This is a genomic window from Nocardia sp. NPDC050378 (genome assembly GCF_040655675.1).
Classification (GTDB): Bacteria; Actinomycetota; Actinomycetes; order Mycobacteriales; family Mycobacteriaceae; genus Nocardia; species Nocardia coubleae.
Map to the genome: position 1 here is coordinate 58642 of NZ_JBFAKI010000016.1, position 20010 is coordinate 78651.

Annotated in this window: 22 protein-coding genes and 1 tRNA gene; 17 read left to right on the forward strand and 6 right to left on the reverse strand. The window is 67.9% G+C overall.

Annotation, left to right across the window (positions count from 1 at the left end; genetic code table 11):
* Positions 1–89 precede the first annotated feature (89 nt).
* Positions 90–1028 carry a helix-turn-helix domain-containing protein gene (locus AB0I35_RS26435; protein ID WP_357399030.1) on the forward strand — a complete coding sequence of 313 codons (939 nt, stop codon included), beginning with the start codon at positions 90–92 and terminating at the stop codon, positions 1026–1028.
* Positions 1029–1042: 14 nt separating this feature from the next.
* Here the strand turns inward: AB0I35_RS26435 and AB0I35_RS26440 are convergent, their stop codons facing one another.
* The 4 genes from AB0I35_RS26440 to AB0I35_RS26455 all read right to left on the reverse strand — a co-directional run bounded on the left by AB0I35_RS26440 (position 1043) and on the right by AB0I35_RS26455 (position 3124).
* A complete protein-coding gene (locus tag AB0I35_RS26440) occupies positions 1043–1510 on the reverse strand; it encodes a MarR family transcriptional regulator (protein ID WP_357399031.1) in 468 nt (155 codons plus the stop codon).
* 143 nt (positions 1511–1653) lie between these two features.
* Entirely contained in the window at positions 1654–2220 is a 567-nt protein-coding gene (locus tag AB0I35_RS26445) for a permease (RefSeq protein WP_357399032.1), read from the reverse strand.
* Between the two features lie 63 nt (positions 2221–2283).
* Positions 2284–2754: a peroxiredoxin gene (locus AB0I35_RS26450; RefSeq protein ID WP_067644699.1), complete on the reverse strand. Its 471-nt coding sequence runs from the start codon at positions 2752–2754 to the stop codon at positions 2284–2286.
* Between the two features lie 91 nt (positions 2755–2845).
* Positions 2846–3124 (reverse strand): hypothetical protein, encoded by a 279-nt coding sequence (locus tag AB0I35_RS26455; RefSeq protein ID WP_067498134.1) that lies wholly within the window; start codon positions 3122–3124, stop codon positions 2846–2848.
* 157 nt (positions 3125–3281) lie between these two features.
* On the opposite strand from AB0I35_RS26455, the gene AB0I35_RS26460 reads away from it, so the two are divergent.
* The 14 genes from AB0I35_RS26460 to AB0I35_RS26525 all read left to right on the forward strand — a co-directional run bounded on the left by AB0I35_RS26460 (position 3282) and on the right by AB0I35_RS26525 (position 17489).
* On the forward strand, positions 3282–4820 hold the full coding sequence (locus tag AB0I35_RS26460) for an anthranilate synthase component I (protein ID WP_357399033.1): 1539 nt from the start codon (positions 3282–3284) through the stop codon (positions 4818–4820).
* The gene (locus tag AB0I35_RS26465; protein ID WP_357399034.1) at positions 4817–5674 is read left to right on the forward strand and encodes a TIGR02234 family membrane protein; all 858 of its coding nucleotides are present in this window, start codon (positions 4817–4819) and stop codon (positions 5672–5674) included. The genes AB0I35_RS26460 and AB0I35_RS26465 overlap by 4 nt, the downstream gene beginning before the upstream one ends.
* 136 nt (positions 5675–5810) lie before the next feature.
* Complete coding sequence (gene trpC, locus AB0I35_RS26470) at positions 5811–6632, forward strand: indole-3-glycerol phosphate synthase TrpC (protein ID WP_357399035.1); 822 nt, start codon at positions 5811–5813, stop codon at positions 6630–6632.
* On the forward strand, positions 6629–7888 hold the full coding sequence (gene trpB, locus AB0I35_RS26475; protein WP_357399037.1) for a tryptophan synthase subunit beta: 1260 nt from the start codon (positions 6629–6631) through the stop codon (positions 7886–7888). The genes trpC and trpB overlap by 4 nt, the downstream gene beginning before the upstream one ends.
* Positions 7885–8688, forward strand: a complete 804-nt coding sequence (gene trpA, locus AB0I35_RS26480; RefSeq protein ID WP_357399038.1) for a tryptophan synthase subunit alpha — start codon at positions 7885–7887, stop codon at positions 8686–8688. Before trpB ends, trpA begins: the two co-directional genes overlap by 4 nt.
* 248 nt (positions 8689–8936) lie before the next feature.
* Complete coding sequence (locus AB0I35_RS26485) at positions 8937–9227, forward strand: DUF6285 domain-containing protein (protein ID WP_357399039.1); 291 nt, start codon at positions 8937–8939, stop codon at positions 9225–9227.
* The gene (locus AB0I35_RS26490; RefSeq protein ID WP_357399040.1) at positions 9224–10228 is read left to right on the forward strand and encodes a phosphotransferase; all 1005 of its coding nucleotides are present in this window, start codon (positions 9224–9226) and stop codon (positions 10226–10228) included. Before AB0I35_RS26485 ends, AB0I35_RS26490 begins: the two co-directional genes overlap by 4 nt.
* 8 nt (positions 10229–10236) lie before the next feature.
* The gene (locus tag AB0I35_RS26495; RefSeq protein WP_357399041.1) at positions 10237–11499 is read left to right on the forward strand and encodes an acyl-CoA dehydrogenase family protein; all 1263 of its coding nucleotides are present in this window, start codon (positions 10237–10239) and stop codon (positions 11497–11499) included.
* Between the two features lie 127 nt (positions 11500–11626).
* Positions 11627–12730, forward strand: coding sequence for a prolipoprotein diacylglyceryl transferase (lgt, locus tag AB0I35_RS26500; protein WP_357399042.1), 1104 nt, complete (start codon positions 11627–11629; stop codon positions 12728–12730).
* A gap of 226 nt (positions 12731–12956) precedes the next feature.
* Positions 12957–13478 (forward strand): NINE protein, encoded by a 522-nt coding sequence (locus tag AB0I35_RS26505; RefSeq protein ID WP_357399043.1) that lies wholly within the window; start codon positions 12957–12959, stop codon positions 13476–13478.
* Positions 13479–13641: 163 nt separating this feature from the next.
* Positions 13642–14400, forward strand: a complete 759-nt coding sequence (locus AB0I35_RS26510) for an amino acid ABC transporter substrate-binding protein (RefSeq protein ID WP_357399044.1) — start codon at positions 13642–13644, stop codon at positions 14398–14400.
* Positions 14401–14403: 3 nt separating this feature from the next.
* Positions 14404–15075 (forward strand): amino acid ABC transporter permease, encoded by a 672-nt coding sequence (locus AB0I35_RS26515; protein WP_357399045.1) that lies wholly within the window; start codon positions 14404–14406, stop codon positions 15073–15075.
* A 90-nt stretch (positions 15076–15165) separates the two neighbouring features.
* Positions 15166–16584, forward strand: a complete 1419-nt coding sequence (gene pyk, locus AB0I35_RS26520) for a pyruvate kinase (RefSeq protein ID WP_357151440.1) — start codon at positions 15166–15168, stop codon at positions 16582–16584.
* 23 nt (positions 16585–16607) lie between these two features.
* Positions 16608–17489: an acyl-CoA thioesterase II gene (locus AB0I35_RS26525; protein ID WP_357399098.1), complete on the forward strand. Its 882-nt coding sequence runs from the start codon at positions 16608–16610 to the stop codon at positions 17487–17489.
* Positions 17490–17498: 9 nt separating this feature from the next.
* On the opposite strand, the gene AB0I35_RS26530 is transcribed toward AB0I35_RS26525, so the two are convergent.
* Both AB0I35_RS26530 and AB0I35_RS26535 read right to left on the reverse strand, forming a co-directional pair.
* Entirely contained in the window at positions 17499–17903 is a 405-nt protein-coding gene (locus tag AB0I35_RS26530; protein ID WP_357399047.1) for a hypothetical protein, read from the reverse strand.
* 89 nt (positions 17904–17992) lie between these two features.
* Positions 17993–18610, reverse strand: a complete 618-nt coding sequence (locus AB0I35_RS26535; protein ID WP_357399048.1) for a low molecular weight phosphatase family protein — start codon at positions 18608–18610, stop codon at positions 17993–17995.
* Positions 18611–18944: 334 nt separating this feature from the next.
* Between AB0I35_RS26535 and AB0I35_RS26540 the strand changes: the two genes are divergently transcribed.
* Positions 18945–19031: transfer RNA gene (locus tag AB0I35_RS26540), tRNA-Leu, on the forward strand.
* Positions 19032–19197: 166 nt separating this feature from the next.
* Positions 19198–19815, forward strand: a complete 618-nt coding sequence (locus AB0I35_RS26545; protein ID WP_067498083.1) for an ANTAR domain-containing response regulator — start codon at positions 19198–19200, stop codon at positions 19813–19815.
* The last annotated feature ends 195 nt before the right edge of the window (positions 19816–20010 follow it).

The following is a 20010-nucleotide window of genomic DNA, read 5'->3' on the forward strand; positions in this document are numbered from 1 at the left end:
CCCACAGTCAACCGGCGCTCGCCGCGAGAGCCCAGTGGCACTGGTGACAGGTTTCGACGGAAAAATGCCAGCCTCGGTACTCTCGGGCCATGCACACCGTCGCCGTCCTGGCACTGGACAAGGTGATCCCGTTCGACCTGTCCACTCCGATCGAGGTGTTCTCGCGGACCCGGCTGCCCGACGGAAGGCCCGCCTACCAGGTGCGGGTCTGCGCCGAGCACGCCGAGGTCGACGCGGGCGCCTTCACCCTGCGCGCCCCGTGGGGCCTGGACGGCCTCCGGAACGCGGACACGATCATCGTGCCTGGCATCGCCGATCCGACGGCGCCGCTCTCACCCGCCATCCGTGAGGCACTACGCTCGGCCGCCGCCGAGGGCACCCGTATCGCCTCGATCTGTGTCGGCACCTTCCCGTTGGCCGCCACGGGCCTGCTCGCCGGGCTGCGCGCCACGACCCACTGGCAGGCGGCGGGCGCACTTGCCACCGCCCATCCCGACATCGACCTCGACCCGGACGTCCTCTACGTCGACAACGGTCAGTTCCTCACCTCGGCGGGCGCCGCGGCGGGAATGGACCTGTGCCTGCACATGATTCGCCGTGACTACGGCTCGGCCGTGGCCGCGCACGCCGCCCGGCTGTCGGTGATGCCGCTCGAACGCGAAGGCGGACAAGCGCAGTTCATCGTCCACGACCACGTCCCGACACCGCACGGCGGTGAGCTCGAAACGCTGCTCACCTGGCTGCAGGAGAACCTGGCCGAGGACCTCACCCTCGCCGATATCGCCCAGCGGGCCGGAACCAGCACCCGCACGCTGATCCGGCGGTTCCGTGAACACACCGGAACCACACCGCTGCGCTGGCTGCACCGCGTCCGGATCCGGCAGGCACAGCATCTGCTCGAAACCACACAGCATTCCGTCGAACGGATCAGCGGCCAGGTCGGTTTCGGGTCGGCCACCGCCTTCCGGGAGCGCTTCAAGCGCACCACCGGCGTCAGCCCGCAGAGTTACCGGCGCACGTTCGGCTGAACCGGATCCGAGGTCTATTCGCACCCCTCGGCGAGGACCTGGTCCAATTGGCTGGACAGGCTTTCGCCGAGGGCGGCCAGCTGGGCTGTCTGGGCGCAGTCGAGGCCGTCGAGCACCAGCTTGCGCACGGCCTCGAGATATCCGGGCGTGGCCTCGACGACCTTCTCGAAACCGTCGTCGGTGAGCACCGCGTACACCCCGCGTCTGCCCGCCGCCGAATCGCGGCGCGCCCAGCCGAGTCGCTCCAGTTTCGACACCACATGCGACAGTCGCGATAGCGAAGCATTTGCCTTGTGGGCGAGATCACTGAGCTGCATCCGGTGCCCGGCTTCCTCCGACAGCAGGCTCAGCACCCGGAATTCGAAATGCGTGAGCCCGGACTCGCGCTGCAAGCGGGTGTCGAGGGCGGCCGGAACCCTTGTCATCAGGGCGACTACCGCGTGCCAGGCGCGCTGTTCTACCGGATCCAGCCATCTGGTCATGGCTGAGGCCGCCTCGCGGTCGGGCGGCACGGATCGAGGAGAGGGACGCGCACCGGACCGAGTTTGCCACGACGTCGCTGTGGCGTCCGCCGGATCGCCGGGGTCGTGAGGTCACTCACAACCCGGGACGCGTCATCGAAACATCAGTACTCGCGAGTCTCCCGCGGCGGGACCGTCGGTTCGGGGGTGGCCTTGGCGGCTCGGCGGCGGTTGATGCCCCGCTTACCCATCAGACCGAGCACGAGGGCGAACACGATCGCGGCCACGATCGCACCCACCAGGCAGGCACCGCGGAACGCGGGCGCGTCGACATCGAGAATGCGTTCACCGGCGTGCGCCGCATTGTTGCCACCGAGCACGATGGTGAGCGTCATCAGGTTCGGAAGGGAGCCGAGCAGCGCGATGACGACCGCCACCCCGGCGATGAACTTGCCGCCTTTGCGCTTCCACATCCGTACCGCGAGCAGCAACAGCAGCAACGGCACCAGCGTGAACACCAGGCCGTAGACCAGGCCCCACCAGATGCCCTGGGTGAAGCTGCCGTGCACGAGGCTCGCCAAGCGCTGCGCCCACCATCGTGGGATGAACGAGGCGAGGATGAAATAGGCGATCACCAGCACGACCGCTGTCGCCAGGATCATGATCGCCCGGTTGCGCCACACGGTAGCCGTGGACTTGTGACCGCTCGACCGCACTTCGCCGGATGTCATTCCCCCAGCGTAGGTGCGCCGCGGCGCCGGGCACCGATCCGTGCCCGGCGTTTCGTCAGATCGCTATCCGGCGGATTTCGCCCGTTCACGCAGAAAGCGCAACGCCTCGTCGGCGTGCACGGCCGCGCGCAGTTCACCGGTGACGACCTTCAGGATCGTGCGATCGGTATCGATGACGAAGGTGTGTCGTTTGACCGGGGCGAGCTTGCCGAGCAGTCCGCGCTTGACGCCGAAACCGGCCGCGACCTCGCCGTCTGCGTCGGAGAGGACCGGATAGTCGAGCCGCTGCTTGCCCGCGAAACCGGCCTGCACCTCGACACTGTCGGTGCTGATCCCGGCGCAGGACGCACCGAGGGCGGCGAACTCGGCGCTCAGATCACGGAAATGGCAGGCCTCGGCGGTGCAGACCGGAGTGTTGGCGGCCGGATAGAAGAACAGGACGAGCGGCCCGCCTGCCAGCAGGGCGTCGAGGGAGCGGAGTTCGCCGGACTGATCGGGAAGTTCGAACGGGGGCGCGGTCTGACCTGGCTGCATGCGCACGACCCTAACGGCCGGTGCCCGAGCGCAAAAGGTCCCCGTTCACGAACGCGAACGGGGACCCGCCTTTTCGACCCGCCCTGCGGCGCTAGGGAATCCGCAACAGCGCTTTGATCTCCGGGTTGCGGATCTCCATCACATCGAGGATGCCGTGCACGCGCAGCATCGGCTCCAGCTTCAGGAGACGATCGCGGTGCGCTTCGTATTCGACCGGGAACGACTTCTCGTCCAGATCCTGCATGGCCTTGGCGTAGGTGACGAACGACGTGAGCGCGCTCGCCGCGGACTGCTGCCCAGGACCGTTGTAGTGCTGCGACACAGGGGCCTGCCTGCCCATCTGTGCGCCCTGATGCGAGGGATTCAACATGGCTCCTCTCGGAAGAAGGGATACCGCATGCGACATGGAACGCGCGCGAGTGTAGTGATGCCGGTCACGACCGCCTTCAGCGCCCGGTCGTGACCGCCTTCGGCGGGGTGGTCGGGGCAGGATGCGGCCACGTCGCGGCGCCTGGGATGATGGCCGAATGCAGGGCGCGCCGACACCGACCACCACCACCCGCGAGCAGTTCCGGCTGCTCGCCGCCGAGCACCGGGTGGTCCCGGTGACCCGAAAGGTGCTGGCCGACTCCGAGACTCCGCTCTCGGCCTACCGCAAACTGGCCGACGACCGGCCGGGCACCTTTCTGTTCGAGTCCGCCGAGAACGGGCGCTCCTGGTCGCGCTGGTCGTTCATCGGCGCGGGCAGCCCGTCGGCCCTGACGGTGGTCGACGGTGCGGCCGCCTGGCTCGGCACCGTCCCCGCCGACGCGCCCTCGGGCGGCGATCCGTTGCGCGTGCTGCACGAAACCCTCGAACTGCTGCGCACCGAACGCCTGCCCGGCCTGCCCCCGCTCACCGGTGGCATGGTCGGCTATCTCGGTTACGACGCGGTCCGCCGCATCGAGCGCCTGCCCGAGCTGGCCGACGACGATCTGCAGCTGCCCGAGCTGGTGCTGATGCTGGCCACCGACCTGGCCGCCTTCGACCACCACGAGGGCGCGATCACGCTGATCGCCAACGCGGTGAACTGGAACGGCACCGACGAACACGTCGACGCCGCCTACGACGACGCCGTGGCCCGGCTCGACCGGATGACCGCCGCGCTGGCCACTCCGGCGTCGTCGACGGTGTCGGTCTTCGACCAGCCCGAACCCGACTACCTGCGCAGGCGGACCACCGACGAATTCTGCTCGGGCGTGCGCAGGCTCATCAAGGAGATCGAGGCGGGCGAGGCGTTCCAGGTGGTGCTCTCGCAGCGCTTCGAAATGGATTACACCGGCTCCCCGCTCGCGGTCTACCGGATGCTGCGGGCCTCGAACCCGAGCCCGTACATGTACCTGATGCACATCCCCGACGGAGACGGCGGCACCGCGTTCTCCATCGTCGGCTCCAGCCCGGAATCGCTGGTGACCGTGAAAGACGGTGTCGCCACGACACATCCGATCGCAGGCACCCGCTGGCGCGGAGCGAGCGCCGAGGACGACATCCTGCTCGAGAAGGACCTGCTCGCCGACGACAAGGAGAACGCCGAGCACCTGATGCTCGTCGACCTGGGCCGCAACGATCTGGGCCGGGTGTGCCGTCCGGGCACGGTGCGCGTCACCCAGTACCGGCACGTGGAGCGCTACAGCCACGTGATGCACCTGGTGTCGACGGTGTCGGGTCAGCTGGCCGAGGGCAAGATCGCGCTCGACGCCGTGCGCGCGTGTTTCCCGGCGGGCACCCTGTCCGGTGCGCCGAAGGTGCGGGCGATGGAGCTGATCGAGGAACTCGAACCGACCAGGCGCGGGATCTACGGCGGCGTGGTCGGCTACCTCGATTTCGCCGGTGACGCCGACACCGCCATCGCCATCCGCACCGCCCTGCTCAAGGACGGCACCGCCTATGTGCAGGCGGGCGCCGGCGTGGTCGCCGACTCCGATCCCGTCGCCGAGGACACCGAGGCTCGTAACAAGGCCATGGCGGTCCTCAAGGCGATCGCGGCCGCCGAGACCCTTCGCACCTATGAGGGCGGCGCCGAGTGAGTGCGCGGGATGCCGACACACCGAACAGCGGCGACCCGGCGCGTGACAGCGGCTCGGTGAGCGATAGCGGCACGGCGCGTGACAGCGGCCCGGTGGGCGGCGGCACGGCGGGAGATAGCGGCTCGGTGGTCGAGCGCGGCACAGCAGCAGGCGACAGTGGCGCGAAGGGCGACGGCCTGACAGCGGGCGTGCAAGTGCCCGCACCTGCCGCCAAACCGGTAGTTCCGGTGATCTTGCTGGCCGTGTCGGCGGCTGGATTGTGGGCGTCGTCCCGGATGACGTGGGTGACGGTGCGGTCGGCCGACGGCCTCACCGAACCCCGCACCGACAACCTCGACGGCGGCACCTGGTTCGGGGCGCTCACTCCGCTCGCCCTCGTGCTCGTCGCCGCCATCGCCGCCGTGTTCGCGGTGAAGGGTGTGTTGCGTCAACTGCTCGGCGTGGTGGTCGCGGTGGTCGCCGCGGTGGCGGCGGTCCCCGGTTTCGCGCTGACCATCGGCGCGGGCAGAACCGCTGAACGGGCGGGCACGCTCGCCGAGCTGCCCGGCCGGGCGACGGTGACCGGCGCCGAAGCGCACGTCTTCCCGGCTGTGCTCTCGGTGCTGGCGGCGGCATGCGCCCTGGCCGCGGGCGTGCTGCTGACGCGGCGGGCCGAGACCACAGCCCAGCTGTCGGGCAAGTACGACAACCCCGTCTTCCGCCGGGCCGACGCCAGCGCCCAGGTGAACGACCAGGACGGCGCCGCGCCGCTGTCGGACCGCGTGCTGTGGGATGCCCTCGACGCGGGCACCGACCCCACCGACACCGCCGACACCCCGGACGACGACGACCGCCCGGGCCGGCGCGAGCCGTGACCGGGCACGTGACCCCCGGCACCCCCGCCGCAGTGACACGCGCGGCGGCCATTTATTCTTGTCAGGCATCGGTGAGACAGCGCCCGGGGGGACTCTCGGGTGAGAAGTTCGTCTCCCCAGAAAGGATTCGAGCCAGATGACGGTACTCGACTCGATTCTCGACGGGGTTCGGGCGGATGTTGCCGCTCGCGAAGCCCTCCTCGATTTTCAGGCGATCAAAGCTGCCGCGGCCGCCGCGAAGGCACCGCTGGACGCGCGCGCCGCGCTGCACGAGGACGGGATCGGTGTCATCGCCGAGGTGAAGCGGGCCAGCCCCTCCAAGGGCGCGCTGGCCGACATTCCCGATCCGGCCGTCCTGGCCAAGGCCTACGAAGACGGTGGCGCCCGCATCATCAGCGTGCTCACCGAGCAGCGCCGCTTCGGCGGTTCGCTCGACGATCTCGACGCCGTGCGCGCCGCGGTGAACATTCCCGTGCTGCGCAAGGACTTCGTCGTCGGCCCGTACCAGATCCACGAGGCCCGCGCCCACGGTGCCGACGTGATCCTGCTGATCGTGGCGGCGCTCGAACAAGACGTGCTGTCCTCGCTGATCGACCGCACCGAATCACTCGGCATGACCGCTCTCGTGGAAGTACACACCGAAGAGGAAGCCGATCGTGCCCTGGAAGCGGGCGCCTCGGTGATCGGTGTGAACGCGCGCAATCTCAAGACCCTCGAGGTCGACCGCGATGTGTTCGCCCGGATCGCACCCGGCCTGCCCTCGGAGATCATCCGAGTGGCCGAATCCGGCGTCAACGGCACCGCCGACCTGCTCGCCTACGCCGGTGCGGGCGCCGACGCGGTGCTCGTCGGCGAAAGCTTGGTGACCAGCGGCAACCCGCGCGCCGCCGTCTCGGAGCTGGTGACCGCGGGCACCCATCCCTCCTGCCCGAAGCCGGCCCGACGGAGCATCCGGTGACCGCGCTGCCCCAGGCCAGCGCGGGGGTGGCCCAGCACAGCGACTACGAACCCGACGCGGGCGGGCACTTCGGTGTCTACGGCGGACGGCACGTGCCCGAGGCGTTGATGGCCGTGATCGAGGAGGTCACCGCCGAATACGACAAGGTGCGCTCCGATCACACCTTCCTCGACGAACTCGACCGCCTGCAGCGCGACTACACCGGTCGCCCCTCGCCGGTGTTCGAATGCACCCGGCTGGCCGAACACGCCGGTGGCGCACGAATCTTCCTCAAGCGTGAGGACCTGAACCACACCGGTTCGCACAAGATCAACAATGTGCTCGGTCAGGCACTGCTCGCCAAGCGGATGGGCAAGACGCGCGTCATCGCCGAGACCGGTGCCGGTCAGCACGGTGTCGCCACCGCCACCGCCTGCGCGCTGCTCGGCCTGGGCTGCGTGATCTATATGGGTGCGGTCGACACCGCCCGCCAGGCGCTCAACGTGGCCCGCATGCGGCTGCTGGGCGCCGAGGTGATCTCGGTGACCAGCGGTTCGCAGACTCTCAAGGACGCCATCAACGAGGCGCTGCGCGACTGGGTCACCCACGCCGACGACACCTACTACTGCTTCGGCACCGCCGCGGGCCCGCACCCGTTCCCCCTGATGGTGCGTGATTTCCAGCGCGTGGTCGGCATGGAGGCGCGCGAGCAGATGCTCGAGCGCGCCGGTCGCCTGCCCGACGCCGTGGTGGCGTGTGTGGGTGGCGGCTCCAATGCCATCGGCATCTTCCACGCCTTCATCCCCGACGCGGGCGTGCGGCTCGTCGGTTACGAAGCGGCCGGCGACGGTGTCGAAACCGGAAGGCACGCAGCCACTTTCACCGGCGGTACGCCCGGTGCGTTCCAAGGCGCCTACTCGTACCTGCTGCAGGACGAGGACGGCCAGACCATCGAATCGCATTCGATCTCGGCCGGTCTGGACTACCCGGGTGTCGGCCCCGAGCACGCCCACCTCAAGGACATCGGCCGCGCCGAGTACGCGCCGATCACCGACACCGAGGCGATGGACGCGCTGCTGCTGCTCTCCCGTTCGGAGGGCATCATCCCGGCGATCGAGTCCGCCCATGCCGTGGCCGGCGCGCTGAAGCTCGGCAAGGAACTCGGCGAGGGCGCCATCATCCTGGTCAATCTGTCCGGTCGTGGCGACAAGGACATGGACACCGCGGGCCGCTGGTTCGGTCTGTTCGACGACTCCGCCGAGGAGAACAAGCAGTGAGTCAGCAGTCCCGTCTGGCCAACACCTTCGCGGCCGCACGGAGTGAGGGCCGGGCCGCTCTGATCGGGTACCTGCCCGCGGGCTATCCCGATCTGGCCGGTTCCATCGACGTGGTCCGGGCGATGGTCGAATCCGGTTGTGACATCGTGGAAGTCGGCGTCGCCTACTCCGACCCGGTGATGGACGGCCCGGTCATCCAGCACGCCGCCGAGCAGGCGCTGCGCAGCGGTGTGCGCGTGCGCGACGTGTTCTCCGTGGTGGAAGCGATCACCGACGCCGGCGGTCAGGCCGTGGTGATGAGCTACTGGAACCCGGTGCTCAAGTACGGCGTGGACAACTTTGCCCGCGACCTGGCCGCCGCGGGCGGCGCGGGGATCATCACGCCGAATCTGATCCCCGAGGAAGCCGACGACTGGTTCGTCGCGTCGTCCACCCACAACCTGGACCGCATCTTCCTCGTCGCCCCGTCCTCCACCGAGGAACGCCTCGTCAAGACCCTGGAAGCCTCGCGCGGATTCATCTACGCCGCCTCCACCATGGGCGTCACCGGCGCCCGCGACGCCGTCTCCTCGGCCGCCCCCGCCCTGTGCTCCCGCATCCGCGCCCACTCCGACATCCCGATCGGCGTCGGCCTCGGCGTCCGCTCAGGCGCCCAGGCCGCCGAGATCGCCGCCTACGCCGACGGCGTCATCGTCGGCTCGGCCCTGGTCTCGGCCGCCGCCGAAGGCCTCGACGCCGTCCGCGCCCTCACCACCGAACTCGCCGACGGCGTGCGGTCCCGGGTGCCCGGTCGGGTCTAGATCACCGCCCGCCCGCAGCGGCTCCGGTGGACTGATCAGTTCGACCCTGGCGACTTTCACGTCGCCACGGCGAGGGAGCGGCCCGGCGCCGAGCATCGCCTCGACCGTGCCACAACCGCCTCCTAGCCGTTGGCGGTATGTCTGACATGCCGACTGTGAGATATATAGGCTTTGAGTCTTTTGTTATCTCGTTGCCTGATCTGGCGTAGCTTCCACTTCGAGTCGATACGCGCGCCAGAGGTGTCACTGTGCAGAATCAACCACCCGCAGCCGAACTGCTGGAGTCCCTGGCCGAACTGCTGGAGAGCACATTGCTGCCTGCCTTGCCGTCCCCGCTGCAGCACCGTGCGCGCGTAGGCGCGAATCTGGCCAGGATCGTGCGGCGCGAGATCGAACTCGCGCCCGCGGCGAGCCGACGTGAACACGAACTGCTGAGCGCGGCCGACGACGAGCGCGCCCTGTGGCAGGCACTCGTCGAGGCGGTGCGTGCCGACCTGGCGATCGCCAAACCCGGTTACGACAGCTGGGAAGGGGAATGACCACCGATCTCGCCGCAGGCCTGGCCGAGTTCCTGACCCGGACCTGGGCCACGCCCACACTGGTCGACGAGCTGGAATACCTCTCGGCGGGCGCGCGCAGGCGCAACGTCGTCTTCGCCGCGCACACCGAGGGGGAGCGCGCCCGCACGCTGGTCGCCACGCTCGTGCCTGCCCCCGTGCAGATCATGTCGGTCGAGGACGAGGCGGCGGTGCGTGAACTGGCACGCACGCACGCCGTGGCGGTGCCGGCGGTGGTGGCGGTATGCGCTGACCCGGCCGTGGTTGGCGAGCCGTTCGTCGTCAGCGACCACGTGGCCGGAGAGACCGTCCCGCGCAAGGTGTTACGCCTCATCGAGGCCGCGGACAACGCCGAGACGGTGGCTCGCGAATGGGGCGAGGCGATGGGCAGGCTGCACGCCATCGACCCGGCCGCCGCTCCGCGCACCGTACCGGCCGCGGGGACCGATCCGGCTGCCGACCTGTTCGCGGCGGCCGAGGCAGACGTGCGTGTGCTGCTCGGTGACCGGCCGGTGTTCGGGCTGGCGCTGCGCTGGCTCGAACGTCGGCTCCCTGACCCGCCGCCGCGCACCGCGCTGCTGCACACCGACCTGCGCAACGGCAATATCGTCGTCGCCGCGGACGGTCTGCGGGCCGTGCTGGACTGGGAGGGCGCCCAGCGGTTCGGTGACCCGATGCGCGACGTGGCCTGGTCTGCCTTGCGCATGTGGCGCTTCGGCGCGGACGAACGGGAGTTCGGCGGTTTCGCCGACCGCGCGAGCTTTCTGCGCGGCTACGAAGGGGCAGGTGGTGAGTTCGATCTCGACAGATTCCGCTGGTGGAAGGTGATGGGCACGCTGGCCTGGGGCGTCGGCCTGGCCGCTCAGGCCGCCGCGCATGTCGACGGCAGTGTCCGCGACATCGTCATGGCCGCCAGCGGCCGCCGGGTTTCGGAAATCGAGTGGGATCTGCTCATGCTGATTCGGCCCGAGGCGAAAGTGTAGGAGAGAGCATGGATTTCGCACTGCCCGAAGACCTGGCCGGATATCTCACCGAGCTGGACGCTTTCATCGAGGCCGAGATCATCCCGCTCGAACAGCAGGCCGACAACATTCGCTTCTTCGACCACCGCCGGGAGGACGCCCGCACAGACTGGGACCGCGGTGGCCTGCCGAGCGCGGAATGGGAACAACTACTGGCCGAAGCGCGTCGACGCGCCGATGCCGCGGGCCACTACCGCTACGCCTTCCCCCGCGAGTTCGGCGGGCGCGACGGCAACAATCTCGGCATGGCCGTGATCCGCGAGCATCTGGCCGCGCGGGGGCTCGGCCTGCACTGCGACCTGCAGAACGAGCACGCCATCGTCGCCAACAATGTTGGTCTGCTGCTGATGCTCGAATACGGCACCCCGGCCCAGCGAGCCGAGTGGGTAGACGGGTTGGCCGCGGGCACCAAGTTCTTCGCCTTCGGCATCACCGAGCCCGATCACGGTTCCGACGCCACCCACATGGCAACCACCGCCATTCGGGCGGGCGACGACTGGATCATCAACGGGACCAAGACCTGGAACACCGGAGTCCACCTCGCCGACGCCGATCTGATCTTCGCCCGCACCTCGGGGCGACCCGGCGACGGCCACGGCATCACCGCCTTCCTGGTGCCGACCGACGCGCCTGGCTTCCGCGTCGAGGAGTACCTCTGGACCTTCAACATGCCCACCGACCACGCGCGCATCTCGCTGACCGACGTGCGCGTCCCGGGTTCGGCGATCTTCGGGAAGGAGGGGCACGGGCTCGGTGTCGTCCAGCACTTCTTCAACGAGAACCGGATCCGCCAAGCGGCCTCCAGCCTCGGTGCGGCGCAGTACTGCATCGACCAGGCCGTCGCGTACGCCAAGGAACGCAAGCCTTTCGGCAAGCCCCTGGCGGCCAACCAAGCCATCCAATTCCCGCTGGTGGAACTGCACACTCAATGCGAAATGCTGCGCGCGCTCATCCACAAAACCGCCTGGACCATGGACACCCACGGCACTTTCGCCGCCTCCGAGCAGGTATCGATGTGCAACTACTGGGCCAACCGGCTGTGCTGTGAAGCCGCCGACCGGGCCATGCAAGTCCACGGCGGCCTCGGCTACTCCCGACACAAACCGTTCGAACACATCTATCGCCACCATCGCCGCTACCGCATCACCGAGGGTGCGGAGGAGATTCAGATGCGACGGGTAGCCGGATACCTGTTCGGCTTCATGGACCGAACTGCCGTCAAAGGGGTGTAAATGGTTCGCCCGGACCGGTCCGATGTCCGCAGGACAGGCCGCGCCTCGCTCCGATTCACGGTGTCGCCCTGTGCTCGACCACAGGCGTTCGGGTCGAGGTCACTTCTGGAGACCGGACTGAACTAACGTGGGGACCGTGAACTCAGTCCTGGCCTATATCCCGAGTCCGCCGCAGGGTGTCTGGCAGCTCGGGCCCTTTCCGTTGCGGGCGTACGCGCTGTGCATCATCCTCGGCATCATCGTGGCCATCTGGTGGGGTGAACGCCGGTGGCAGCAGCGTGGTGGGCAGGCCGGGGCGGTGCTCGACGTGGCCATGTTCGCGGTGCCGTTCGGACTGGTCGGCGGCCGGATCTATCACGTGGCCACCGACTGGCACAAATACTTCGGGCCGGACAAGAACCCTGTCGAGGCGCTCTATATCTGGCAGGGTGGGCTCGGCATCTGGGGTGCGGTGTTCTTCGGTGGCATCGGCGCCTGGATCGCCTGCCGCATCTACAAGACCCCGCTGCCCGCGCTGGGTGACGCCATCGCCCCGGCCGTGCTGCTCGCCCAGGCCATCGGCCGGCTCGGCAACTACTTCAACCAGGAACTCTACGGCCGCACCACCGAGGTGCCGTGGGGTCTCGAGATCTACGCCCGCTACGACACCGAGACCGGCGCGCGCGACATGATGAACGGGGTGTCCACCGGGCAGGTGCTCGAGGTGGTCCACCCGACGTTCCTCTACGAGATGATCTGGAACGTGCTCGTCGTCGTGCTGCTCGTGCAGATCGACAAGCGCTACCGGATCGGGCACGGCCGCCTGTTCGCGCTCTATGTGGCCGGATACAGCTTCGGCCGGTTCTTCGTCGAGCTGATGCGCAGTGACGAGGCGACCCACGTGCTCGGTATCCGGGTCAACTCGTTCACCTCCGCGCTCGTATTCCTCGGTGCCATGGCCTACTTCGCACTGGCGACCAAGGGCCGCGAGGACCCGGCCTCGCTGCAGCCCGCAGCGGCGCCGCGCCCGTGGCCGTGGCAGCTGTCGAAATTGCGCGCGCTCGGTGCGGCCGAGAACGCCGACGGCGGCCAGGTCGACCTCGCGAAGAAGCCGGATTCCGCAGCGGGCTCCGAAGATTCGGCCGTGACAACCACCGAACCGGCCGTGGACGCGGCTGCCACCGAGGAAGAGTCCGCCACCGAGGCCGACGAGGCAGGCGAGCCGACGAAATCGGACGCGAAGAAGGCCTGATCCCTCGCGGAACCGAACTGATCGACGGGTGTTCGTCAACACGACGAACGCCCGTCGCGATATTCCCGTGAGTGCTGCGTGCTCGTGACGACGAGGCACCCGAGAAGACAGCGGCCGGTGGTACCGGCCACAATGACCGTGATCGTCGCGGGCGCACCGCCGTTCGGCCGATCACCACATGGCCGGGGGCCACGACGGGTACCCGCACGAATGATGGAGGACATGAGTGACCGACCCCTACAACCCCAATCCGCAATACGGCCCTGACCTGAGCAAGCAGCCCGATTCGGGCGCGCACCAGCAGTACGGTCAGCCGGCCTACGGCCAGCAGCCGTCGGACCCGTACGCCCAGCAGCCCGCTTACGGTCAGCCGCAGTACGGTGCGCCGCAGCCGCAGTACGGTCAGCCCGCCGACCCGTACGCCCAGCCGCAGCCGGGCTACGGTCAGCCGCAGCCGTACGGCATGCCGCAGGGGTACAACCCGGCCGACCCGGAGGCCCCCTACGGTCGGGACATGTACGGGGTTCCGTTCTCGGACAAGCAGAAGCTGATGGCCGGTCTGCTCGAGATCTTCCTCGGCAGCTTCGGTGTCGGCCGCTTCTACCTCGGCTACACCGGTCTCGGCATCGCCCAGATCGCGGTGGTCTGGCTGACCTGTGGTCTCGGCGCCATCTGGCCGCTGATCGACGGCATCATGATGCTCACCGGCAAGGTGCCCGATGCGCAGGGCCGCCCGCTGCGCGACTGATCCAGCCCGCGTCGGGCGACGGGTGTCCTGCTTCGGCGGGGCACCCGTCTCGCGTTTCCCCGCCCGCATTCCGATCATGATGAGCGATACTCTGTGTCGGTCGTGCGCGGCGCCGCTAGCGTCGCTTGGCCTGCGCGTGTTCCGGCGCGCAGCGGAGAAAGGGATGTCCGTGCGCAAAGTTCTTGCCGCCGTCGTGCTCGCCGTCGTCGCGGCGACCGGTCTGTCGGCCTGCTCGTCCGCGTCCGACCCGAATGTGCTGAAGGTGGCCACCGAGGGCACCTACCCACCCTTCAGTTATCAGGAGGGCGGTGAGCTCACCGGCTACGACGTCGAGGTCGCCCGCGCGGTCGGCGAGAAGCTCGGCAAGCGGGTCGAATTCGTGCAGACACCGTGGGACTCGATCTTCGCCGGACTGGAATCCAAGCGGTTCGATCTGGTCGCCAACCAGGTGACGGTGAACCCGGAGCGCACGGCGAAGTATTCGCTGTCGCAGCCGTACACCACCTCCGAGGGCGTGATCGTGACCCGCGCCGACAACACGACCATCACCGGCCTTGCCGACCTGGCGGGCAAGACCAGTGCCGAGACGGCGACGAGCAACTGGAACAAGGTGGCCACGGACGCCGGTGCGAAGGTCGAGGTGGTCGAAGGTTTCGTGCAGGCGGTGCAGTTGCTGAAGGCAGGCCGGGTCGACGCCACCGTCAACGACACCCTCGCCGTCGGTGAGTACACGAAGAAGAATGGTGATTCCGGGATCAAGGTGGCGGCCAAGACCGGCGAGGTCAGCAAGCAGGCGTTCGCCGCGCGCAAAGACGACGCCGCGCTGATCGCCGACATCGACCGGGCGCTGACAGAACTGCGGGCCGACGGCACCCTCGCTCGCCTGTCGGAGAAGTACTTCGGCACCGACGTCAGCAAGTAGCGGATGGATCCGGCGACCTGGGAGCTGATCCGGCGCAATCTGTGGCCGATGCTCGAGGCGACGGTCACGATGACGTTGCCGCTCACCGCGATCAGCTTCGTCATCGGCCTGGCCATCGCGGTGGGTGTCGCGCTGGCCAGGATGTCGGCGCGGCGGGTGCTGTCGTGGCCCGCCCGCTTCTACATCTCGATCATTCGCGGCACCCCGCTGCTGGTGCAGCTGTTCATCGTGTTCTACGCGCTGCCGCAATTCGGTGTCGTCATCGATCCGTTCCCCGCGGCGGTGATCGCGTTCAGTCTGAATGTGGGCGGTTACGCCGCCGAGGTGGTTCGCTCCTCGATCATGAGCGTGGCCCACGGTCAGTGGGAGGCGTCCGAATCGCTCGGCATGACGTACGTGCGAACCCTGTGGTACGTCGTGTTTCCGCAGGCCGCCCGGATCGCGGTTCCCCCGCTGTCCAACACCCTGATCTCGCTGGTGAAGGACACCTCACTGGCCTCGACCATCCTGGTCACCGAACTGCTGCGCACCGCCCAGCTCGCCGCCGCACCCACCTTCGACTTCTTCGCCCTCTACGGCGTCGCGGCCCTCTACTACTGGGCCATCTGCCTGGTCCTCGGCTTCGCCCAAACCCGCCTCGAAACCCGGCTTTCGCGCCACGTCGCTGTTCGGTAGCCAGAGCTCTTTCGGTGAACACGAAGGGAACTCGGGGTGCGACGCGGCAGGCGAAAAGACTGGGCGCTCCCCGAGTACTAGGCTAGGGGCGTGATGCGACGGACGAAGATTGTGTGCACCCTCGGGCCGGCCACTGCCTCCCAGGACCGAATTCGTGAGCTCGTCGAAAGCGGCATGGATGTAGCCCGGCTGAACTTCAGCCACGGCGAGCACGCCGACCACGCCGACAACTACAAGATGGTCCGCGCGGCCTCCGACGAGACCGGTCGCGCGGTCGGCATCCTCGCCGACCTGCAGGGCCCCAAGATCCGCCTCGGCCGCTTCACCGAGGGCAAGACCCACTGGGCGACCGGTGAGCAGGTGCGGATCACCGTCGACGACGTCGACGGCTCCCACGACCGGGTGTCGACCACCTATAAGGAACTCGCCCAGGACGCCAAGGCCGGTGACCGCCTGCTCGTCGACGACGGCAAGGTCGGGCTCACCGTCGAGGCCGTCGAGGGCAACGACGTGGTGTGCCGGGTCACCGAGGGCGGCCCGGTGAGCAACAACAAGGGGTTGTCGCTGCCCGGCATGAACGTGTCGGTGCCCGCCCTGTCGGGCAAGGACGTGGAGGACCTCGAGTTCGCGCTGAAGCTCGGCGTCGACTTCATCGCCCTGTCGTTCGTGCGCTCGCCCTCCGATATCGAACTCGTGCACGAGATCATGGACCGGGTCGGGCGCCGAGTGCCGGTGATCGCCAAGCTGGAGAAGCCGGAGGCGATCGAGAACCTCGAGGCCATCGTGCTCGCCTTCGACGCGGTGATGGTCGCGCGTGGTGACCTCGGTGTCGAGTTGCCGCTCGAGCAGGTGCCGCTGGTGCAGAAGCGCGCGATCCAGATGGCGCGCGAGAACGCCAAGCCGGTCATCGTCGCCACCCAGATGCTCGAATCGATGATCGAGAACTCGCGCCCCACCCGCGCGGAGGCCTCCGACGTCGCGAACGCGGTGCTCGACGGTGCCGACGCGGTGATGCTGTCGGGGGAGACCTCGGTCGGCGCCTGGCCGATCGACGCGGTGCGCACCATGGCACGCATCGTCACCGCCGTGGAGTCCGAGACGTCGCGGGTGCCACCGCTGACCCACGTGCCGCGCACCAAGCGTGGCGTGATCTCCTACGCCGCGCGCGACATCGGCGAGCGGCTCAACGCCCGCGCCCTCGTCGCGTTCACCCAGTCCGGTGACACCGTGCGCCGCCTGGCCCGCCTGCACACCCCGCTGCCGCTGCTCGCGTTCACCCCGCTGCCGGAGGTGCGCAGTCAGCTCACGCTCACCTGGGGCACCGAAACCTTCATCGTGCCCATGGTCGACAGCACGGATGCGATGATCCACCAGGTGGATCAGGCGTTGTTGTCGCTGGATCGGTACCGCAAGGGCGACCTGGTCGTCATCGTGGCCGGCTCCCCGCCGGGTACCGTCGGTTCCACCAACCTGATCCACGTGCACCGCATCGGCGAAGAGGACCATTAGCAGTGAGTAGTTCGGTAGACGAGATGATCGACATCGGGCCCGGCGAGCCGACATCCGACCTGCGGGTGCTGCTCGACCTGCTCGACCTGGAGCAGATCAGCGAAGACGTCTACCTGGGCAACCATCCGGAGAAGGTGTGGAGCCGCACCTTCGGTGGTCAGCTCGTCTCCCAGGCGATCGTCGCCGCGGGCCGTACCGCGGGTGATCGCCCACTGCACGCGATCAACGCGCATTTCGTGCGCGGCGGCGACGTGAAGAAGCCGATCGAGTACCACGTGCAGCGGCATCGCGACGGGCGCGCGCTGGCCAACCGGACGGTGACCGCCAGCCAGGACGGCCAGGAGTTGTTCGTCATGCTGGCCGCGTTCCAGGACTGGGGCAAGGGCCTCGAGCACGCCCACGACGCGCCCGTGGTGCCCGATCCGGAGTCGTTACCCCGGATCGAGGAGCATTTCGCGGGGTTCGAGGACAAGCTCGAGATGTTCATCAACGCCCCGCACCCGATCGATATGCGCTACACCAACGATCCGGCATGGATCCTGAAGGGCACCGGCGCCAAGCTCAACCACAACCGGGTGTGGATGCGCACCGACGGTTCCCTGCCCGACGATCCGCTGCTGCACGTGGCGTCGCTCGGCTATTCGTCGGACACCACGGTGCTCGATTCGATCATCACCACGCACGGTTTGTCGTGGGGGCTGGACCGGATTCTCGCGGCGACGGTGAATCATTCGATCTGGTTCCATCGCCCGTTCCGGTTCGACGACTGGTCGCTGTATGCCACCGAGTCGCCGGTGGCGGCGGGTTCGCGTGGACTGGCGACGGGCCGGTTCTATTCGCGCAGTGGCGAATTGCTCGCCACCACGGTGCAAGAGGGCGTCATCCGCCACTTCCCGGCGCGCTGAGGCAGGATTTCAGAGGCGCTCGACGTCGGGTTCGAACTCGACGTCGCTGCGCTGATGAGCGCGCAGCGTGAACGGCACCGTCTGGTCCGCGCCGTACACGGCGAGCGCCAGCCCGGATTCGAGGTCGGCGATGTCGTCGTCGCTGAGGTCGGTGGGTTCGCCGACCAGGCTCAGCGCGATCTCGAAGGTCGCCTCGGTCTCCGGATGGTGTCCGGGATGGCTTGCGCGCCATCGGTTTTCGAGGTCCTGGTGGACGGTGTCGGTGGCGTCGACCGGGAGAGTGAAGCGCCAGGCGAAGACGTCGCGGTCCTGGATGTGGTCGGCGAGGACACCTCGGATATCGGCGACGATGCGGTCGAGGACGTCCGGGGTCACATACACATGGAGAGAAACATCCGAAATGCGTTTCGGCATGTCCGAGTCCTGTCGTGTGTCGAACCAGCATGGGAAACTTCCACGTCCGCGCCGAAGTGTAATCGGTGTCCGCTCTCGCGAACAGACCTTCATCTCCTGCGTTGCGCGGCGAGGAAGGCCGCCAGCGGACGTGCACCGCCGGGTTCGATCACCAGTCCCGGCCGTTCGTCCTCGCTGAGTTTGGTCTGCTCGTGTGGTGCGAGTGCGCTCAGCAGGGGGAAGAGCACCTCCGCGATGCGGTCGCCGACCTCGACGAATGCCTCGGCGGACAACCCGATCGGGTCGGCGATGTTCTCCCGGCCCACGTAGGCGAGGTCGTTGCGGGCGCGGTGCAGTGCGGCAATGGATTTCGCGCCGGTGACCTTGGCGATGCGGTGCGCCTCGATGAGGGTGAACGTGCGCGCTGCGGCGCCGAAGGCCAGTTCGGCCACCTGGTCGCGTAATGCCTCGGTCATGGTGAGCACCAGATCGGCGCGATCGACCATTTCGGGCTTGAGTTTGCGGGCCTTGAATCCGGTGGTGTCGCCACCGAGCCCGGCGATCGTCTCCGCAGCGAGCGGTTCGGCCGGAAATCCGACGAGGGCACGGGTTCCCGCGCTTTCGGCGGTGAGGCCTGGCAGTCCGTTGTGCGCCGCGAATGCCCGGGTGAGCCGTTCGGCGATCACCGAGCGGCAGACATTGGAGTTGCAGACGAACAGCACGTGCATACCGATACCGTAATCCCGGTCATTGTCGTGCAGTAGGCCAGAATTGTAACCATCACAAGCGTGCTGCTATTTATTCACCTTTCGGTTGAATTCCGTACATTCGTCGCGACGCGAAATCCGTTGTGTGTGACCGTGATACCCGTGTGATCGGGGTGGTAAACCTTCGTTCCAGATGTGTCGATCATCACTGGTTCCGGGCCACGATAATTCGGTTCGGAAATAAATTCCGATCGGCCGGTCTTCGCCGCCGACCCGCGCGGCAGGCCGGTGGCCGACGGTGGGCGAGGCCCGGTTCGCTTCCGGGCGTGCCGGGACGCTATAGTGACCGCGGTGCGCCGGGTTGGCGGAACTGGCAGACGCGACGGTCTCAAAAACCGTTGTCCGAAAGGACGTGTGGGTTCGAGTCCCACACTCGGCACCACGGCGGAAGCGCGGCATCGGCCGCGCTCCGCGGGGGAGTATCTGTCGCGGGGCACGCGATGACCTCGCACACGTGTCACCCGCGGTTCCGGCAGCTCCACGCATTCGGAAGTGGACGCGATAGGTACTCTCGACATCGGCAGTCGGAATCCAGAGGGGTCGAACCTATGAGCACGAATGCAGCAGGCGCTGGCGCCGCGGGTGACGTGGTGGCCAAGCGCGTTGTCGTGGCCGAGGACGAGGCCCTCATCCGCATGGACCTCGTGGAAATGCTCAAAGAAGAGGGCTACGACGTCGTCGGCGAGGCAGGCGACGGTCAGCAGGCCGTCGAGCTGGCCGAGCAGCTGCGCCCCGATCTGGTGATCATGGACGTGAAGATGCCGCGCCGCGACGGCATCGATGCCGCCGCCGAGATCGCGACGAAACGTGTTGCGCCCGTGGTGATCCTGACCGCGTTCAGTCAGCGCGACCTGGTCGAGCGGGCGCGCGACGCCGGCGCGATGGCGTATCTGGTGAAGCCGTTCACCAAGTCGGATCTGGTGCCGGCGATCGAACTCGCGGCCAGCCGCTTTCACGAAATCTCCGCGCTGGAAACAGAAGTCGCGAATCTGTCCGATCGGCTCGAGACCCGCAAACTGGTCGAGCGCGCCAAGGGCGTGCTCATGCAGACCCAGGGTTTGACCGAACCGCAGGCGTTCAAATGGATTCAGCGCACGGCGATGGACCGGCGCACGACCATGAAGGCGGTGGCCGAAGTCGTGCTGGAGAACCTCACCCCGCAGTGACGCCGAACCGTAAAGCTCCGGTGCACGCCCAGGAAACCGGAAAAACTTTACGTAAGCGAAACAATAACGTGAACTATGACCGCACACGAAGCATCCGACATGATGCGAATGTGATGCGGATCTAACAAAGCGGCGATATGTTCTCACCGGGTCGAACGTGGGTCGGCCCCCTCGGCGACCCCGGGGTGCACAGGA

Bases quoted from the DNA above. Each gene is read 5' to 3' on its own strand.
- AB0I35_RS26435 (WP_357399030.1), top strand. From the start codon at position 90: ATGCACACCGTCGCCGTCCTGGCACTGGACAAGGTGATCCCGTTCGAC.
- AB0I35_RS26440 (WP_357399031.1), bottom strand. From the start codon at position 1,510: ATGACCAGATGGCTGGATCCGGTAGAACAGCGCGCCTGGCACGCGGTA.
- AB0I35_RS26445 (WP_357399032.1), bottom strand. From the start codon at position 2,220: ATGACATCCGGCGAAGTGCGGTCGAGCGGTCACAAGTCCACGGCTACC.
- AB0I35_RS26450 (WP_067644699.1), bottom strand. From the start codon at position 2,754: ATGCAGCCAGGTCAGACCGCGCCCCCGTTCGAACTTCCCGATCAGTCC.
- AB0I35_RS26455 (WP_067498134.1), bottom strand. From the start codon at position 3,124: ATGTTGAATCCCTCGCATCAGGGCGCACAGATGGGCAGGCAGGCCCCT.
- AB0I35_RS26460 (WP_357399033.1), top strand. From the start codon at position 3,282: ATGCAGGGCGCGCCGACACCGACCACCACCACCCGCGAGCAGTTCCGG.
- trpC (WP_357399035.1), top strand. From the start codon at position 5,811: ATGACGGTACTCGACTCGATTCTCGACGGGGTTCGGGCGGATGTTGCC.
- AB0I35_RS26490 (WP_357399040.1), top strand. From the start codon at position 9,224: ATGACCACCGATCTCGCCGCAGGCCTGGCCGAGTTCCTGACCCGGACC.
- AB0I35_RS26495 (WP_357399041.1), top strand. From the start codon at position 10,237: ATGGATTTCGCACTGCCCGAAGACCTGGCCGGATATCTCACCGAGCTG.
- AB0I35_RS26510 (WP_357399044.1), top strand. From the start codon at position 13,642: ATGTCCGTGCGCAAAGTTCTTGCCGCCGTCGTGCTCGCCGTCGTCGCG.
- AB0I35_RS26515 (WP_357399045.1), top strand. From the start codon at position 14,404: ATGGATCCGGCGACCTGGGAGCTGATCCGGCGCAATCTGTGGCCGATG.
- AB0I35_RS26525 (WP_357399098.1), top strand. From the start codon at position 16,608: ATGATCGACATCGGGCCCGGCGAGCCGACATCCGACCTGCGGGTGCTG.
- AB0I35_RS26530 (WP_357399047.1), bottom strand. From the start codon at position 17,903: ATGCCGAAACGCATTTCGGATGTTTCTCTCCATGTGTATGTGACCCCG.
- AB0I35_RS26535 (WP_357399048.1), bottom strand. From the start codon at position 18,610: ATGCACGTGCTGTTCGTCTGCAACTCCAATGTCTGCCGCTCGGTGATC.
- AB0I35_RS26545 (WP_067498083.1), top strand. From the start codon at position 19,198: ATGAGCACGAATGCAGCAGGCGCTGGCGCCGCGGGTGACGTGGTGGCC.